The sequence below is a fragment of the Bacillus sp. FSL W8-0519 genome, assembly GCF_038005585.1.
In the GTDB taxonomy this organism is placed as follows: domain Bacteria; phylum Bacillota; class Bacilli; order Bacillales; family Bacillaceae_G; genus Bacillus_A; species Bacillus_A paranthracis.
Map to the genome: position 1 here is coordinate 2079456 of NZ_JBBOTL010000001.1, position 17432 is coordinate 2096887.

Genomic DNA, 17432 nt, shown 5'->3' on the forward strand with positions numbered 1-17432 from the left:
TAGTGGAAAATAGAACGTACCTCTCTATGTGCGAGTATAAAACTATTACCTTTAATTCTAAGAATATTCAGATTATTTATTCTGATTACATCTAGTATAATTGTTTCAGTAACTAAGGGCAATATGGTAAATAATGATTTCTCTTTTTATGTGAAATATGTCTTGATATAGAATAGTATCATCGGTAAAAGTAGAAGAGGGGAAGGAAAGATTGACCTCAATGAGCAAAATAAATAGCGTAGGAAACCCTACGCGTATAGTTTGGAACATATATTAATACCCCTTTGTGAATAAAAAATAAAGTCGACTTCTCATGAAGAGGCCAGTTATTTAAATTATTACACTCCTTTATTTTTTATCTTTCTTATATTCTTTTCGTTTATTTAACCAAATATGAATTAATTCTACCAATTCCATTGTTTCAATCTCACAATATTCTCCTTTACCATCTTCGGCTAAATTGTCTAACACAGTAGTTGTGTCGTTCCGAATTTCTAAACTGCAAATGTTGCCATTTACTACTACATAATTTTTTTCTCCGTTTAAAACATTATGTATTTCTTCTAAAATCCAATCTCCAAAAGATGTAACTTCAATTCCTAAAAAAGTTTCAACAAGTTTAATTTCTTGAGGAAGTCTCATAACTAAATCACTACTGTTAAGCACTTCAAAACTATATGGATATTTCATGACTATTTTACTCCTTTATTTCTGGCTTTAGTGACTCTATTTACTTCTCTATTAATCTCATAAGCTCTATTAAGGTAATAAATTCTTATACTATCATCTCTATTTTCCTACTTAAATTATAGTAAAAGTAAATTATTATTAAACTTATCTATCCAATATTTCTCTGATGTAGGTATGAATTCAGTGAAATCTTCATATGTACCACTCCAATCTTTTGGTACATAGTTTTCATATGATGCCGGTTCTGGAAACATTGAATATAGTATTTTATTATCAAAGTTAATTAATAAGATTGGACTAAAATCTAATAGATCTTCTCCTGCATTTTTCCTTTTAATATTTTCAAGTAGTAAATAATTTAATTCTTCTTTAGTTGTTTTATATTTATTAATCCTTACTAAAAATACTTCTACATTTTCATGATCTAATACTTTTATTCCATTTCTTTCTTCTGTTTCGTCATTATCTTCAATGCTTATACCTAAATTTTTATATGCATTATCTAATTTATTATAATCTAAAAACCATAGTTCTTTATCTGTTACATACCATCTAAACTCATTTTTATATATGACGGCTACGATAATGTTTTCTGCATAAAGCGGTTCTAATTTCATAATATACTCCTTTTATTATTATCTTAAAATCCTGACATTCTTGGTGTATTCTTCTATTGATTCAATCCAAGTTGCTGACAATTCATATGGATTTCCTGGCGTTTTTTGTTCAACTATTTTCAGGATAGTTGCCCTTGATATGGTGAATTTAAAGTATTGTATTTTCATTTATTAACTCATCTAACGATTTAGGTATATCAAATTTAACTACTCCCAAATTACTTCCTCTATTATATAAGAAATTTTTTTACAAGCTCATTATTATCTGTACTTCATCTTAAACTTTGCTAGAAGCAAGGAAGTAACTTAACAGTCAGTGAAGGATGTGAGCCCTCCACAATGATTAGATTTTCACCTTTTTATATTTTTTTCGGAATTTTTGACAATCTCTTGAACTGTGCGAAATGTCACATCTGTATTTTACAACCTCTCTTATAGTAAGGGTATGTAAGAGAGACGTATTAAAGGAGTGAACAGTATGAAGAAGAAACCTTCAGCACTAATGAGACGTTTAAAATATTTTTCACCAATAGATCGTTATAACGATAATCATACACAAGAAACATATGAAGATCGTGAATGGGAAAATGTGTATAGAAAGCGTTGGCAGCATGATAAAGTAATTCGTTCTACACATGGTGTGAACTGTACTGGTTCATGTAGTTGGAACATTTATGTGAAAGATGGAATTGTAACTTGGGAAGGACAGGAGCTTAACTATCCAACAACAGGTCCAGATATGCCTGACTTTGAACCACGAGGGTGTCCACGTGGAGCGAGTTTTTCTTGGTACATTTATAGTCCACTTCGTGTGAAATATCCGTATGTACGTGGTGTTCTTTGGAGTATGTGGCTAGAGGAATTACAAAATAATGGGTCACCATTAGATGCTTGGAAAAGCATTGTGGAAAACCCTGAAAAAGCACGCAAGTATAAGCAGGCACGTGGTAAAGGGGGATTCGTTCGTGCGAATTGGGATGAAGTGTTACAACTCGTTTCAGCTTCATTATTATATACAGTAATGAAATACGGTCCAGACCGAAATGTTGGCTTTTCACCAATTCCAGCTATGTCGATGTTAAGTCATGCTGCAGGCAGCCGCTTTATGCAACTTATGGGTGGACCGATGCTTAGTTTCTATGATTGGTACGCAGATTTACCACCAGCTTCTCCGCAAATTTGGGGTGATCAAACAGATGTACCAGAAAGTAGTGACTGGTATAACTCTGGTTACATTATGACATGGGGTTCAAATGTACCGATGACAAGAACACCAGACGCACACTTTTTAGCGGAGGTTCGATATAAAGGAACGAAAGTCGTTTCTGTCAGTCCTGATTTTGCTGAGTCAACAAAGTTTGCGGATGATTGGATTAGTGTGAAACAAGGTACAGACGGTGCACTTGCGATGGCAATGGGGCACGTGATCTTACAAGAATTTTACGTAGATAATCAAGTGGAATACTTCACAAAGTATGCGAAGCAATATACTGATTTTCCTTTCTTCGTTACATTGAAACAAAAAGGAGACCAATTCGTTGCGGATCGATTCTTAAATGCTTCTGATATTGGACGCGAAACAAAGTTAGGAGAATGGAAACCTGTACTTTGGAACGAGAACACGAATGATTTTGCAACACCTCATGGCACAATGGGGTCACGTTGGGATAACGAAAAGAAATGGAATTTACGTTTAGAAGATGAAGAAACAGGCGAAAAGATTGATCCACGTCTTTCTGTACTTGGAATGGAAGATCATGTTGGAACTGTACAAATCCCGTACTTCTCTGATAATGGAAACAAAGTATTAGAACGTACAATTCCAGTGAAAAAGGTTATGACAGAAGAGGGCGAAGTGTTCGTTACTACTGTATATGACTTAACGTTAGCAAATTACGGTGTGAACCGAGGGCTTGGTGGACAAGAGCCGAAAGACTTCAATGATGACGTGCCGTTTACACCTGCATGGCAAGAGAAAATGACAGGAGTAAAACGTGAGCTTATTATTCAAATCGCTCGTGAGTTCGCACAAAATGCTGTTGATACGAATGGTCGCTCAATGATTATTGTCGGGGCTGGTATTAACCATTGGTTTAACTCTGATACAATTTATCGCGCCGTTTTAAATCTTGTACTTCTCGTTGGAGCACAAGGTGTAAACGGCGGTGGCTGGGCGCATTACGTTGGGCAAGAAAAATTACGACCAGCAGAAGGATGGCAAACAATCGCAATGGCAAAAGATTGGCAAGGGCCACCGAAATTACAAAACGGTACATCTTTCTTCTATTTCGTAACAGATCAATGGCGCTATGAAGATACACCAGTGGGACATTTAGCATCACCAGTCGAAGGCAACTCTCGTTATCAACATCACGGTGATTACAACGTATTAGCGGCGCGACTTGGCTGGTTACCTTCTTATCCGACATTTGAGAAAAATGGAATTGAACTATATAAAGAAGCTGTTGCTGCTGGTGCAACAACACAAGAAGAAATCGGAAAATATGTTGCACAAAAATTAAAAGAAAAAGAACTAAAATTTGCGATTGAAGATCCAGATAACAAAAATAACTTCCCGCGCAACTTATTCGTTTGGCGTGCAAACTTAATTTCAAGTTCTGGTAAAGGACACGAATATTTCTTAAAACATTTATTAGGTACAACGAACGGATTAATGAATGATGATAGTGATTCATTACGACCAGAAGAAATGAAATGGCATGAAGAAGCGCCAGAAGGGAAGCTTGATTTGCTCATTAATTTAGATTTCCGTATGGCTGGAACAGCGCTTTATTCTGATATCGTCTTACCGGCTTCAACTTGGTATGAAAAACACGATTTAAGCAGTACAGATATGCATCCATTTGTACATCCATTTAATCCGGCAATCGGTTCGCCATGGGAAGCACGTTCTGACTGGGATATTTTCACTTCACTTTCTAAAGCTGTGTCAGATTTAGCAGAGAAAATTGATCTTGAACCAATGAAAGAAGTTGTTGCAACACCACTTCTTCATGATACACCGCAAGAATTAGCACAACCACTTGGTAAGATTAAAGATTGGAGCAAAGGTGAGTGTGAACCAATACCAGGTAAAACGATGCCGCAAATTCATGTTGTCGAAAGGGATTATAAAACGATTTATGACAAAATGACAGCACTTGGACCAAATGCCGGGAAACAACCGATTGGTACGAAAGGAATTTCTTGGTCGGCAGAAAAAGAGTATGAGCAATTAAAAAGCCGATTAGGAGTTGTTCGAACAGATTCTATTGCGAAAGGTTGTCCAGACATAAAAGAAGCAATCAATGCTGCTGAAGCGGTATTAACGCTTTCTTCTACAACAAATGGTCATATGGCTGTAAAAGCATGGGAAGCACTTGAAAAACAAACAGATTTAAAATTACGTGATTTAGCAGAAGAACGTGAAGAAGAATGCTTCACATTTGAACAAATTACAGCGCAGCCAAAAACAGTAATTACTTCTCCAGCCTTTACAGGTTCTGAAAAAGGTGGGCGCCGTTACTCACCATTTACAACAAATGTAGAACGTCTCATCCCTTGGAGAACAATCACTGGACGACAATCTTTCTATTTAGATCATGACATGATGAAAGAATTTGGTGAAACGATGGCAACATTTAAACCAATTCTGCAACATAAACCGTTCCGTAAATCACGACCTGAAGTAGAAGGGAAAGAGATTACACTAAACTATTTAACACCGCATAATAAGTGGTCCATTCATAGTATGTACTTTGATTCATTACCGATGTTAACGCTATTTAGAGGTGGTCCAACTGTTTGGATGAATAAAGAAGATGCTGAAGAAGCTGGTGTTGCAGATAATGATTGGATTGAGTGCTTTAACCGTAACGGTGTTGTTGTAGCACGTGCAGTTGTAACGCACCGTATACCGAGAGGAATGGCGTTTATGCACCATGCGCAAGATCGCCACATTAACGTACCTGGAACGAAATTAACAAGTAATCGCGGGGGAACGCATAATAGTCCAACTCGAATTCACGTAAAACCGACACATATGATTGGTGGATACGGTCAATTAAGTTATGGATTTAACTATTATGGTCCAACTGGGAACCAGCGCGATTTAAACGTTGTAATTCGCAAACTGAAGGAGGTAGATTGGCTTGAAGATTAAAGCACAAGTCGGAATGGTAATGAACCTAGATAAATGCATCGGCTGCCATACTTGTAGCGTAACGTGCAAAAACACCTGGACAAATCGTCCAGGTGCTGAATATATGTATTTCAATAACGTAGAAACGAAACCTGGCATTGGTTATCCGAAGCAATGGGAAGATCAGGAGAAATATAAAGGTGGCTGGGAATTGAAAAATGGTGAAATTCAGCTGAAATCCGGTTCGAAAATGAAGCGCCTTATGAATATTTTCCACAATCCAGATCAACCAACAATTGATGATTACTTTGAACCGTGGAACTATGATTATGAAACGTTAACAAATAGTCCGCAGCGTAAGCATCAGCCAGTTGCTCGTCCGAAATCAGCAATTACAGGCGAATTTATCGACAAAATTGAATGGGGTCCAAACTGGGAAGATGATTTAGCTGGTGGACATATAACAGGATTACAAGATCCGAACGTAAAGAAAATGGAAGAAGAAATTAAAACCGATTTTGAAAATGTCTTTATGATGTATTTACCACGCATATGCGAACATTGTATGAATCCATCTTGCGTATCGTCTTGTCCATCTGGTGCGATGTATAAACGGGAAGAAGATGGGATTGTTCTTGTGGATCAAAACGCATGTCGTGCATGGAGATTCTGCGTATCGTCTTGCCCATATAAAAAAGTGTACTTTAATTGGCAAACGAATAAAGCGGAAAAATGTACAATGTGTTTCCCACGTATTGAAGCTGGTATGCCAACAATTTGTTCGGAAACATGTGTAGGACGTATCAGATATATTGGGGTAATGCTATATGACGCTGACAAAGTAAAAGAAGCGGCTTCTGTTGAGAATGAAAAAGATTTATATGAATCTCAGCTTACTGTTTTCCTAGATCCAAATGATCCTGAAGTAGCAGCTGAAGCGAAAAAACAAGGCATTCCTGAAGAGTGGATTAAAGCGGCACAACAGTCACCAATCTATAAAATGATTATCGATTGGAAAATTGCTCTACCACTTCACCCAGAGTATCGTACAATGCCAATGGTTTGGTATATCCCACCGCTTAGCCCAATTATGAATATGGTGGAAGGGAAAGGTAGTAACTGGCAAGCAGAAGAGATTTTCCCTGCTATCGATAATATGCGTATTCCAATTCAATATTTAGCGAATTTACTCACTGCAGGAGATGAATCACACATTCGACTTACATTGAAAAAAATGGCTGTTATGCGAACGCATATGAGAGCACTGCAAATTAATAAAGAACCAAATGAAGCGGTATTAAAAGAACTTGGTTTAACAAAACAAGATGTAGAAGACATGTATCGTCTGCTTGCTATCGCAAAATATAAAGATCGTTTTGTTATCCCGACGTCTCACCGCGAACAAGTTGCAGATTTATACAATGAACAAGGAAGCTGTGGTTTATCATTTGCAGGTGGTCCAGGCTCTTGCATGACAATTTCTTAAATAATGGGGGCGGAAAAATATGAAACAAAGTCTACAAATTGCTTTTTCTTGTTCTTCATTCCTTCTCTCCTATCCGGAACTCGGGTGGAGAGAAGCTTTAGCTGAATTGCAAGAAGAGATTGAAGCGATTGAACAGGAAGAAGTTAAAACTTCACTTACAGCATTTATAAAACAAGCACTGGATAAAACGAACGATCAACTTATTGATAGTTACGTATATACATTTGATTTTGGTAAGAAGACAAATATGTATTTAACGTATATGAACACCGGTGAGCAAAGGGAAAGAGGTATTGAATTACTAGAGTTAAAACAGCATTATAAAAAATCTGGTTTTGAAGTAACAGATAAAGAACTACCTGATTATTTACCGCTATTACTAGAGTTTTTTGCAAATGCAAATGAGCAAGACAGTGAACCAATTATGAGTAAATACAAAGAGAACATCCAAGCATTACACGTTCAGTTAAAAGAAGCTGATAGTATGTATGAACCAATTCTTGCGGCTGTTCTACTCGCTATCGATACATGGGGTGTACAGACAAATTAGAAAGGAGAGTTGTCAAAATGATGGATCAATTTCTATGGGTGTTGTTTCCCTATATCATTTTTGCAATCTTTATCGGTGGACATATTTTTAGATACAACTATGATCAATTTGGATGGACATCAAAATCTAGTGAACTATTAGAAAAGAAAATGCTCCGAATCGGAAGTCTATTATTCCACTTTGGGATCATGTTCGTAATTGGCGGTCATGTTATGGGAATTTTAATTCCAGAAGCTGTATACCGTTCCATAGGTATTTCTGAGCATACGTATCATGTAGTAGCAATTAGTTTTGGGCTTCCAGCAGGGGTTGCTTCAATCATCGGTTTAATTATATTAACGTACCGCCGCGTAACGGTAAAACGTATCATTGCAACGAGTACAAAGGGAGATTATATTGCGCTTATTCTATTACTTATCGTAATGCTAGCAGGACTTTCTTCAACGTTTTTAAATATCGACTCAAAAGGATTTGATTATCGTACAACGATCGGTCCATGGTTCCGAAGCCTCTTCGTTTTTCAACCGAAAGTTGATTATATGAAGGAAGTACCTGTATGGTTTAAAATTCATATTCTTGCGGGAATGGGGCTTTTCGCAGTATGGCCATTTACTAGACTGGTACACGTATTTAGTGCCCCAATTAAATATGTAAGCCGTAGCTATGTAATTTACAGAAGACGTATTCCAAATGAATTGAAAAAATAAATTAGTTTTATATGTTTCGTAATTTATAAGGAAAGCCGAGATCTAATTGGAGACCTCGGCTTTCCTTATAGGTATAAGTACCTAAATAAGACGCTAATCAATACTACAAACAGAAGCAGAACAATCTTCACAAGCAATTTCACATTTTAAAAATTGTAAATCGTGTATTGTAATCTTTCCTTTATGAATAGAAATTGTACCTTGCTTTTTTAATTCATTTAACATTCGATTTACACTTTCACGTGAAGTTGCACAGAAATTAGCAAGTTCTTGATTCGTTAACGGTAAATCGATGAGAATACCATTTTCCTTTAAAACACCATAACTATTTGTCATTCGTATGAGAGTAGAATATAAGGCACCTTTTTTGCCGTGTAATACTAAATCTCGGAACTTCGTTTGCATTCTTCTTAAATGTTCACTAATCCATTTCATAAATTCAAATACAAGAGCTGGTTTTTGGAGTAATTCTTTTTCTAACGCTTCACGCTTTATAACGCCTACTTCAACATCTTCAAGGCATTTTGAATTTAATAAATACTTCGCATTATCCGTGAACAATGTTAATTCTCCAATAATGTCGTATGCCGAACAAATTCGAAGTGTTAGTTCTTGTCCGTCAGCACTAAGTTTACTAATTTGTACTTTTCCTGAGTGGATGATATAGAGTTCGGTTGCCTCCATACCTTCTTGAAAAATAAAACTACCTTTTTTTATCTGCATTTTATATTCAACAGATGCAAGTAATTCTTTTAAATCTTGAGATAATGTCATACTGTTTGCCACAGCAATCACCTTTCTTCTTATAAGCAATACATTTCCTATTTTGAGTGTAAATATGATGAAAATGCAAGAGCTATTTTAAAAATAATGTAAAATTTCAATGACCGTAAGGAGTATGGCCTGAAGATGTGAACAAAATGCGAACGGATTTGTGAAAAGTTTTTGAATGGGGAAAGTGATGTGAGAAAAGTCACATTGAATATGTAGCTTCTTTTTTATAATAAAGGCAAATAAAAAAATGAAAGCTTACTAAGGATTGCAGCAGAAAAGAAGGGATATAGATGCACGAGAACATGAAAGATTCTTTAAAGCGGCCACTTCAAGATTTACGCATTTCAGTTATTGATCGTTGTAATTTTAGGTGCACATATTGTATGCCTGCTGAAGTGTTCGGACCTGATTATGCTTTTTTACAGGAAGAGTGTTTATTAACGTTTGATGAAATAGAAAGGTTAGCGAGATTATTTATAAGTATGGGAATTAATAAAATTAGGCTTACTGGCGGTGAACCTTTATTGCGTAAAGACTTACCGAAGTTAATTGGAAGACTTGCAAAGCTAGAAGGCTTAAAAGATATTGGGCTCACAACAAACGGAATTCATTTAGCAAAACAAGCTAAGGCGCTAAAAGAAGCAGGATTAAAGCGTGTAAATATTAGTTTAGATGCAATAGAGGATTGTGTCTTCCAAAAAATTAATGGAAGACATGTAAGTACGAAACCTGTACTGAAAGGAATTGAAGCAGCGAAGGAAGCTGGATTAGAAGTAAAGGTAAATATGGTCGTAAAAAAAGGGATGAATGATAGTCAAATTCTTCCTATGGCTCAGTATTTTAAAGAACAAGAAATACAGTTACGTTTCATTGAGTTTATGGATGTAGGCAGTACGAACGGATGGAACTTTGAACAAGTCGTTACGAAGGAACAATTAATAGAGAAAATTAATCGTGTATATCCAATTGAACCTGTTAAACCTCGTTACTTTGGAGAAGTTGCGAAATTGTATCGATATGTAGGAAGCGATGCCGAAGTTGGATTTATTACTTCAGTATCTGAGTCATTTTGTTCTTCTTGTACGAGAGCCCGTATTTCGGCAGACGGCAAGTTTTATACGTGCTTATTTGGAGAAAAAGGAACGGATTTACGATCGCTTCTTCGAGAAAATATTTCTGATGCATCACTATTAAAAATTTTACAACATACATGGCGATATAGAACAGATCGATATTCAGATGAAAGAACGGCGGAAAGTACAAATAAACGTCAAAAAGTTGAGATGTCTTACATTGGTGGATAGCGAAAGGAGGATTCCTTATGCAAGAGCGATATTCAAGACAAGTATTGTTTTCTGGAATAGGTGAAATGGGACAAAGGAAAATAAGGGAAAAGCATGTGCTCTTAATTGGTGCGGGGGCGCTAGGAGCTGCAAATGCAGAAGCGCTCGTTCGGATGGGAATTGGGAAATTGACAATTGCCGATCGTGACTATGTCGAATGGAGTAATTTACAACGGCAACAGTTATATACAGAAGAAGATGCAAAACAATGCAAACCAAAAGCAATTGCAGCGGCAGAACATGTAAGAAGGATTAATTCTGAGGTGGAAATTGTACCAGTTGTAACGGATGTCACAATGAAAGAAATGGAAGAGTTAACGAAAGAAGTGGATCTCATATTAGATGCGACTGACAACTTTGATACGCGTCTACTTATAAATGATATTTCACAAAAAGAAAATATACCTTGGATATACGGTGGATGCATTGGAAGTTACGGTGTAACGTACACAATTCTTCCAGGAAAAACACCATGTTTTCGCTGCTTAATGGATCATCCGATGGGCGGTGCAACATGTGATACAGCGGGAATTATTCAGCCAGCTGTACAGATGGTTGTTGCTCACCAAGTGACAGAAGCAATGAAAATATTGGTGGATGATTTCGAGACGCTACGAGGAACAATGTTATCATTTGATATTTGGAACAATCAATTTCTCTCATTAAAAGTAAATAAACAGAAAAAAAGTACATGTCCATCTTGCGGAAATACACGTACGTACCCAAGTTTAACATTTGAATCACAGGTGAAAACGGAGGTGCTATGCGGACGGAATACAGTTCAAATCCGTCCAGGAATAAAGAGAGCTCTAAATTTAAACGAAATTAAAAAAAGATTACAAAAAATTGTACATGTCCAAAAAACGCCGTACTTACTATCATTTCTAATTGATGAATATCGTTTCGTTTTATTTACAGACGGTAGGGCATTTGTTCATGGGACAAATGATGTGAAAATGGCAAAACGACTATATGCAAAATATATAGGATGAACAGAGAGAGTTTCTCCTTATTAAAACGAGGTGAAAAAGAATGTTAGAAAAACGTATACCGATTCCAGTGGCAGAAGCAGTTGCACGAGTAATGAAATATGCTCATCAAGGTGAAACAGAAGAGGTTTCTCTTATAGAAAGTTACGGTAGAACGCTTGGAGAAGATGTTATTGCAGATCATGATGTCCCACATTTTGATCGCTCTCCGTACGACGGATTTGCGATTCGAGCGGAAGACACAAAAGAAGCAAGTAGCAGTAATCCCATTCAGTTTGAAGTGATTGGTGAAATTGGAGCAGGGGTTGTTTTTACAGAAGAAGTGAAAGCATTTCAAGCTGTCCGTATTATGACAGGAGCCGCAATTCCGAAAGGGTGTAATGCGGTTGTGATGTTGGAGATAACGGAAGGGTTTGAAGAAAACGAAAAGACTTATATGGTATTAAAACGGTCTTTCTCTCCTGGTGATAACATTTCTTTTAAAGGAGAAGATGTAAAACAAAATAGCACCCTTGTGAAAAAAGGGACTGTTATTAATCCTGGAGTTGCAGCACTTCTTGCTACGTTTGGTTATAGTTCCGTACATGTTGTAAAACAGCCGATTATTGGAATTGTAACGACGGGTAGTGAACTGCTTGAAGTACATGAACAATTAAAGCCAGGGAAGATTCGAAATAGTAACTCCTATATGATAGCTGCGCAAATTGAACGAGCGGGCGGAGTTGTACGGTATTATGGACAATTCATTGACGATTTTGAGACGTGTTATAACAATGTGAAAAAGGCGATAAAAGAAGTTGATATTTTAATTACGACTGGTGGCGTTTCAGTAGGAGACTATGACTATTTGCCTGCTATTTATGAGAGATTACAATCTAATGTACTTTTTAACAAAATAGCGATGCGACCAGGAAGTGTGACAACTGTAGCTGAGGTAGAAGGAAAACTACTATTTAGTTTATCTGGTAATCCTTCAGCTTGTTATGTCGGTTGTGAATTATATGTTAGACCAGTCATTGGAACATACTTGCATAGAAAAGATTCGTACGTATTTCGTGCAGAGGCAATTTTACAAAAAGACTTTCCGAAAGCAAATCCGTTTACTCGATTTGTAAGAGGGAGAGTAGAAATTGTAGATGGTCAATTACAAGTTACACCAGTTGGTTTAGATAAATCTAGCGCAATTTCTTCACTTGCAGAAGCGAATGCATTTATCGTTTTGCCAGGGGGAACGAGAGGATTTAAAGCTGGAATTACTGTTTCGGTACTGTTATTAGAATCAACCAACGGAAGTGAATGGCCATGGAAAGAATTGCTTCGTTCATACAAATAATAGAAAAATAGGTTGCTAATTTATACAAAGATAAGAGGTGCGAAATGACACATACGTATTATGAAGTAATAGATACACCTATATCAATTGAAGAAGTTACAAACAAAGTAATTCGGCGTGAGTGTGGTGCGGTTACTACTTTTATTGGCACTGTTAGAGAATTTACGAAAGGCCGTCGTACCCTTTATTTAGAGTATGTAGCTTATAAAACAATGGCGGAGAAACAGCTTGAGAGAATTGGTACAGAAGTAGGGGAGAAATGGCCTGGGGCATATGTGGCAATTACACATCGCATTGGTACATTACAAATTTCTGATTTGGCTGTTGTCGTTGCTGTTGCTACACCGCATCGGAAAGCTGCTTATGAGGCGAATGAATATATTATGGAGCGTATAAAACAAATTATTCCGATATGGAAAAAAGAGTTTTGGGAAGATAGTGAGTCGTGGATAGGCGATCAGTTAGAGAAAACAGCATATGGTAATGGCGAGCCTGGAAAGGAGATGAGAATTTGATTGAAGTACTATTATTTGCACATTTACAAGAAGAAGTAAGTAAGCCAGCATTACACATAGATTGTGAAAATATTACAGTCGCGAAGCTGAAGGAAGTTCTGATTAAGGAATATAATGTAGCAATTTCAAACGAGATTATGGTCGCGATAAATGAAGAATACGCAAATGAGGATGACATTATTCAAACTGGTGATGTCGTAGCAATGATTCCGCCAGTAAGTGGTGGTTGATTCTTTTCAGCCTAATCATGTAAGAACGTGATTAGGCTGGAGGGAATGAATATAACTACGTATACATAGGAGGGAACAGGATGAAAAGTCCTAATTTTCAATTAAGTTTACAAACTTCTAATCTAATTATCGGTTTTATGGTGTGGGTTATTTTATCATCATTAATGCCCTATATTAAAGTGGATATCCCATTAACTGCGGGACAAATTTCTATGGTAACAGCAGTACCCGTTATTTTAGGTTCTGTTCTTCGCATTCCAATTGGTTATTGGACCAATCGTTTCGGAGCAAGAAAATTATTCTTTATTAGTTTTATTCTATTATTATTTCCTGTTTTTTATATTAGTGTTGCCAATTCTATGATGGATTTAATTATTGGTGGATTATTTGTAGGAATCGGTGGTGCTGTATTCTCTGTAGGAGTAACTTCTTTACCAAAATACTTTCCAAAAGAGAGTCACGGTTTTGTAAATGGTATTTACGGTGTCGGTAACGCTGGAACAGCAATTACTTCATTTTTAGCGCCTGTTATCGCAACTTCAGTTGGCTGGAGAACGACAGTACAATGTTATTTAATTTTACTTGCAGCGTTTGCACTTATGAACTTTTTATTAGGTGATCGTAAAGAGAAAAAAGTGAATACACCACTAATGGAACAAATAAAAGGTGTATATAAAAATGAGAAACTTTGGTTTTTATGTATCTTTTACTTTTTAACTTTCGGATCATTTGTTGCATTTACAGTATATTTACCAAACTTTTTAGTATCTCATTTCGGATTAGAGAAAGTAGATGCAGGTATACGTACAGCCGGATTCATCGTACTCGCAACAATTATGCGTCCGATTGGTGGTTGGCTCGGTGATAAGGTTAATCCATTTAAAATATTAATCTTCGTATTTATCGGTTTAACACTTTCAGGTATTATTTTATCATTTATGCCTAGCATGAACGTATATACATTTGGTTGCCTACTTGTCGCATTTTGCGCAGGTATCGGTAATGGTACAATCTTCAAACTCGTTCCAATGTATTTCTCTGAACAAGCTGGTATTGTAAACGGACTCGTTTCAGCTTTAGGCGGACTAGGAGGATTCTTCCCGCCTCTAATTTTAACATTACTATTCCAACTAACAGGTCATTATGCAATAGGATTTATGGCGTTATCAGAAGTCGCACTTGCTTGTTTAATTATTACAGTCTGGATGTATAGTCAGGAGAAACTCTTAGTGATGTTAAAGAATCATTAATAAGGAAAAAGAACCGTCCCAAAGTATTTTGGGATGGTTCTTTTAGTAATAGGCTTCAACATGTTTTCTATTGATATCTTAACGAACGTTTGTTTCCTGAAATAATGTGGTTTTAAAATGAAAAACAGAAGAGTAATGGGATTTTATGTTAAAATATAAATATCAGATGTTATTCAATTAAAGGGCAGGTTAGTTCAAGCATAAAGATTAAACTAATTTTTAGAAAGCAAATATTTAATTGGATTGGGGTGTTTAGATGAAAAAGTTATATAAGTCCACTCAAGATAAACAAGTATCAGGTGTGTTAGGTGGCTTAAGTGACAAGTATGGAATTGATGTTAGTATCCTTCGCATAGTAACTGCATTATCAGCCTTTTTTACTAGCGGATTTACAGTGTTAATTTATATAATAGCTGCAATTGTTTTGCCTACAGATAAAGAAATTAAGGGATAAATGTATGACCTTAAATCTAATTCTACAATCGAGAACTCAGTTTTTTGTCTATTGAAAGTTTACAAAGTAAAAGAAACAGTACGATTGTTATAAGACTGAAATGAATAAACGAAACATCCTCATAAAACATTCGGAATATATCGAGAATGAAAACAATAACTTTTGAATTAAACGATATGACTATTGATCGCTAATGAATCGATTAATAGTCACTCCTTTCTAAAAAATATCTATCAATCTATATCAAGAAATATAAAAATTGAAATTCCTCGGAATTTTAAAAAACATATGACGGTATCTATAACAAGAAAAAACTTCATATTTTATTAGAACCAGCTTTTTGATAAGGCTAATGAGTATTGTGAAAAAGTATACTTAAACTAAAGAATACAGTTCAGTTCGATAAGATAAAATTATAAATTTCTATAAATAATCCATAATTTTCTTTATGGATCATATTTGTTATGTTAAAGAAAAGAAAGGGGAGGGAAATGAAATGAGTGTTTTTTCTGATTATTGAGAACTAATAGTGTTTTCCGATGAATTAAATGTGATCCATATGTAGTAAAGTGTTTAATCCAACTAAAATATATGTAGAATGAGGTTGTAAATGTTTGTTTTTATTATATTAGACGTAATATTACCGATATTAATATTGATGCTAATTGGTGCAATCTTACAAAGAAAGTTTCAATTTGACTTAAAGCAACTATCTACACTTATTACGTATTGCTTGATGCCTGCGGCTGTATTTGTGAATATATATGATATTCGTATAGAAATAGATTTGTTGCTCCAGATAATATACTATTTAATGCTTTACAGTCTAAGTCTGATCATAGTAAGTCATTTTATTTCAAAAATATTAAAGTTAGAAAAAGGGGAAAGTGCAGCTCTAAAAAATAGCATTTCGTTAATGAATTCCGGTAATTATGGATTACCAGTAAGTCAATTGATTTTTAGTCACAATCCAGTGGGGGTTTCCATTCAGATTTTCATTGTTATTTTCCAGAATCTTTTAACCTATTCATATGGAATATATAACTTACTATCAGCAACAAAAACAATCGGAGGTATTATTCAATCATTTCTAAGACTGCCTGTATTTCATGCGCTCGTATTAGGGATTCTCTTTCAATCTTTTACAATTCAATTACCTAATTCTATCTTGCTACCTCTTAATCAGCTTGCGAATGGTTTTGTTGCAATAGCACTCATATTGCTAGGGGCGCAATTATCCAACATTAAGCTTAAATTTTTCCATCGAGTCATAACATGGGCTTTAATTGGAAGGTTACTGATGGGACCATTAGTAGCACTTACCATGATCTACCTACTAAAGATTGATGGTATTGTTGCACAATCATTATTTATTGCAAGTTCTTTTCCTACTTCAAGAAATACAGCAACCATTGCTATGGAGTATCAAATAGAGCCTGAACTACATGCGCAAATCGTTTTATTTTCAACACTTTTTAGTATTGTTACAGTAACTGTCGTTATTTATTTGTCATATATTTTGTTTTGAATTTACATGCAAAAACGAATAGATTTGAGGTGGCGAGTGATGGAAGGGAATCGATATGAGAAAAAGCAGTCTTTCATATATTAGGTGTCGTTTACAATTGTATCGTGTCTGATAATTAAGCGGCTTAATTCAAAAAAGGAAACTCATTAAGGTTTATTTCGTATACAAATCTTTAAAGCATTTACATATAGACTTGCGAAAAAAGACGCAATTTCGCTTATAATTAAGATTACATGAGCTTAGGATGATAGCGATGGGGCGGGAGTGTCAAGTAAGAATTTTATCTTTATTGATTTTATGAGGTTTTTCCTCATAATTGTATTTAAGGGAGATGATTCTAAAATGAGTAAACAGAATATTAGTACAACTATTTCAGGAGATTTGATTGTTACCCATCTAATTGGCCAGATTAAAACAGAGGATGTGTATGAATGGTTTAATGGCTTTGAGCAGGTTTGTCAGCAATTTATTTCTGAGGGGCGGAAATACAAATTGTTGGTGGATAGAAAAGGATACACGCCAAATCATTTTTCTGTTCAAAAAGTATGGAAAGAGAAGTTCTTCAATGAAACTATTTTGAATCATAGCAAGGCAATTGCATTTCTTCTTGAAGAAGGAGAGATACTGAAGTATTTGCAACAATCCAATACAAAAGAATCCGTAGAGTTTTTTGACGATTATGAACAAGCGCTAAATTGGTTGAATGAATATCCAATATAAAAACTGAATAGAAAGAGTTGCTCGTAATGTTGCACTTGTCATGAAATTTACTTGCTTACAAGTTGCAAACACCATTCATTTTCTTCGTAGATTGCTTATGGAATA

General features: G+C 35.6%; 16 protein-coding genes. 13 read left to right on the forward strand and 3 right to left on the reverse strand.

The window, feature by feature from the left end:
* Positions 1–348: 348 nt before the first annotated feature.
* Entirely contained in the window at positions 349–690 is a 342-nt protein-coding gene (locus NST14_RS10850) for a hypothetical protein (protein ID WP_000877041.1), read from the reverse strand.
* A gap of 116 nt (positions 691–806) precedes the next feature.
* Positions 807–1307 (reverse strand): hypothetical protein, encoded by a 501-nt coding sequence (locus tag NST14_RS10855; protein WP_000764323.1) that lies wholly within the window; start codon positions 1305–1307, stop codon positions 807–809.
* 478 nt (positions 1308–1785) lie between these two features.
* Here NST14_RS10855 and NST14_RS10860 point away from each other — a divergent pair, with 478 nt between their 5' ends.
* The 4 genes from NST14_RS10860 to narI are packed head-to-tail and all read left to right on the forward strand — an operon-like array spanning position 1786 to position 8191.
* Positions 1786–5469, forward strand: coding sequence for a nitrate reductase subunit alpha (locus NST14_RS10860; RefSeq protein ID WP_000729079.1), 3684 nt, complete (start codon positions 1786–1788; stop codon positions 5467–5469).
* Positions 5459–6934 (forward strand): nitrate reductase subunit beta, encoded by a 1476-nt coding sequence (narH, locus tag NST14_RS10865; protein ID WP_000692685.1) that lies wholly within the window; start codon positions 5459–5461, stop codon positions 6932–6934. The genes NST14_RS10860 and narH overlap by 11 nt, the downstream gene beginning before the upstream one ends.
* A 19-nt stretch (positions 6935–6953) precedes the next feature.
* A complete protein-coding gene (gene narJ / locus NST14_RS10870) occupies positions 6954–7484 on the forward strand; it encodes a nitrate reductase molybdenum cofactor assembly chaperone (RefSeq protein ID WP_000814203.1) in 531 nt (176 codons plus the stop codon).
* 17 nt (positions 7485–7501) lie between these two features.
* Positions 7502–8191, forward strand: a complete 690-nt coding sequence (narI, locus tag NST14_RS10875; RefSeq protein WP_000969219.1) for a respiratory nitrate reductase subunit gamma — start codon at positions 7502–7504, stop codon at positions 8189–8191.
* A 93-nt stretch (positions 8192–8284) separates the two neighbouring features.
* Here the strand turns inward: narI and NST14_RS10880 are convergent, their stop codons facing one another.
* Positions 8285–8977 carry a Crp/Fnr family transcriptional regulator gene (locus NST14_RS10880; protein ID WP_000013859.1) on the reverse strand — a complete coding sequence of 231 codons (693 nt, stop codon included), beginning with the start codon at positions 8975–8977 and terminating at the stop codon, positions 8285–8287.
* Between the two features lie 278 nt (positions 8978–9255).
* Here NST14_RS10880 and moaA point away from each other — a divergent pair, with 278 nt between their 5' ends.
* The 9 genes from moaA to NST14_RS10925 all read left to right on the forward strand — a co-directional run bounded on the left by moaA (position 9256) and on the right by NST14_RS10925 (position 17327).
* Positions 9256–10269, forward strand: coding sequence for a GTP 3',8-cyclase MoaA (moaA, locus tag NST14_RS10885; RefSeq protein ID WP_000545017.1), 1014 nt, complete (start codon positions 9256–9258; stop codon positions 10267–10269).
* A gap of 17 nt (positions 10270–10286) precedes the next feature.
* Positions 10287–11300 carry a molybdopterin-synthase adenylyltransferase MoeB gene (locus NST14_RS10890; RefSeq protein ID WP_001158139.1) on the forward strand — a complete coding sequence of 338 codons (1014 nt, stop codon included), beginning with the start codon at positions 10287–10289 and terminating at the stop codon, positions 11298–11300.
* Between the two features lie 40 nt (positions 11301–11340).
* Positions 11341–12630 (forward strand): molybdopterin molybdotransferase MoeA, encoded by a 1290-nt coding sequence (locus tag NST14_RS10895; protein WP_074604007.1) that lies wholly within the window; start codon positions 11341–11343, stop codon positions 12628–12630.
* 44 nt (positions 12631–12674) lie between these two features.
* Positions 12675–13145: a molybdenum cofactor biosynthesis protein MoaE gene (locus tag NST14_RS10900; protein WP_000149969.1), complete on the forward strand. Its 471-nt coding sequence runs from the start codon at positions 12675–12677 to the stop codon at positions 13143–13145.
* Positions 13142–13375, forward strand: coding sequence for a molybdopterin converting factor subunit 1 (gene moaD, locus NST14_RS10905; protein ID WP_000573674.1), 234 nt, complete (start codon positions 13142–13144; stop codon positions 13373–13375). Before NST14_RS10900 ends, moaD begins: the two co-directional genes overlap by 4 nt.
* Positions 13376–13455: 80 nt before the next feature.
* Positions 13456–14625: a nitrate transporter NarK gene (gene narK, locus NST14_RS10910; protein ID WP_229143466.1), complete on the forward strand. Its 1170-nt coding sequence runs from the start codon at positions 13456–13458 to the stop codon at positions 14623–14625.
* Positions 14626–14881: 256 nt separating this feature from the next.
* Positions 14882–15079, forward strand: coding sequence for a PspC domain-containing protein (locus NST14_RS10915; protein WP_000737852.1), 198 nt, complete (start codon positions 14882–14884; stop codon positions 15077–15079).
* 610 nt (positions 15080–15689) lie between these two features.
* On the forward strand, positions 15690–16607 hold the full coding sequence (locus tag NST14_RS10920) for an AEC family transporter (protein ID WP_000497478.1): 918 nt from the start codon (positions 15690–15692) through the stop codon (positions 16605–16607).
* Positions 16608–16904: 297 nt separating this feature from the next.
* Positions 16905–17327, forward strand: a complete 423-nt coding sequence (locus NST14_RS10925) for an STAS/SEC14 domain-containing protein (protein ID WP_073535995.1) — start codon at positions 16905–16907, stop codon at positions 17325–17327.
* Positions 17328–17432 lie beyond the last annotated feature (105 nt).

Excerpts from the sequence above, each read along its gene's own strand:
- narI (WP_000969219.1), top strand. The coding sequence starts at position 7,502 with ATGATGGATCAATTTCTATGGGTGTTGTTTCCCTATATCATTTTTGCA.
- NST14_RS10915 (WP_000737852.1), top strand. The coding sequence starts at position 14,882 with ATGAAAAAGTTATATAAGTCCACTCAAGATAAACAAGTATCAGGTGTG.
- NST14_RS10890 (WP_001158139.1), top strand. The coding sequence starts at position 10,287 with ATGCAAGAGCGATATTCAAGACAAGTATTGTTTTCTGGAATAGGTGAA.
- narJ (WP_000814203.1), top strand. The coding sequence starts at position 6,954 with ATGAAACAAAGTCTACAAATTGCTTTTTCTTGTTCTTCATTCCTTCTC.
- NST14_RS10855 (WP_000764323.1), bottom strand. The coding sequence starts at position 1,307 with ATGAAATTAGAACCGCTTTATGCAGAAAACATTATCGTAGCCGTCATA.
- NST14_RS10860 (WP_000729079.1), top strand. The coding sequence starts at position 1,786 with ATGAAGAAGAAACCTTCAGCACTAATGAGACGTTTAAAATATTTTTCA.
- NST14_RS10895 (WP_074604007.1), top strand. The coding sequence starts at position 11,341 with ATGTTAGAAAAACGTATACCGATTCCAGTGGCAGAAGCAGTTGCACGA.
- NST14_RS10850 (WP_000877041.1), bottom strand. The coding sequence starts at position 690 with ATGAAATATCCATATAGTTTTGAAGTGCTTAACAGTAGTGATTTAGTT.
- moaA (WP_000545017.1), top strand. The coding sequence starts at position 9,256 with ATGCACGAGAACATGAAAGATTCTTTAAAGCGGCCACTTCAAGATTTA.
- NST14_RS10920 (WP_000497478.1), top strand. The coding sequence starts at position 15,690 with ATGTTTGTTTTTATTATATTAGACGTAATATTACCGATATTAATATTG.
- NST14_RS10925 (WP_073535995.1), top strand. The coding sequence starts at position 16,905 with ATGAGGTTTTTCCTCATAATTGTATTTAAGGGAGATGATTCTAAAATG.
- NST14_RS10900 (WP_000149969.1), top strand. The coding sequence starts at position 12,675 with ATGACACATACGTATTATGAAGTAATAGATACACCTATATCAATTGAA.
- narK (WP_229143466.1), top strand. The coding sequence starts at position 13,456 with ATGAAAAGTCCTAATTTTCAATTAAGTTTACAAACTTCTAATCTAATT.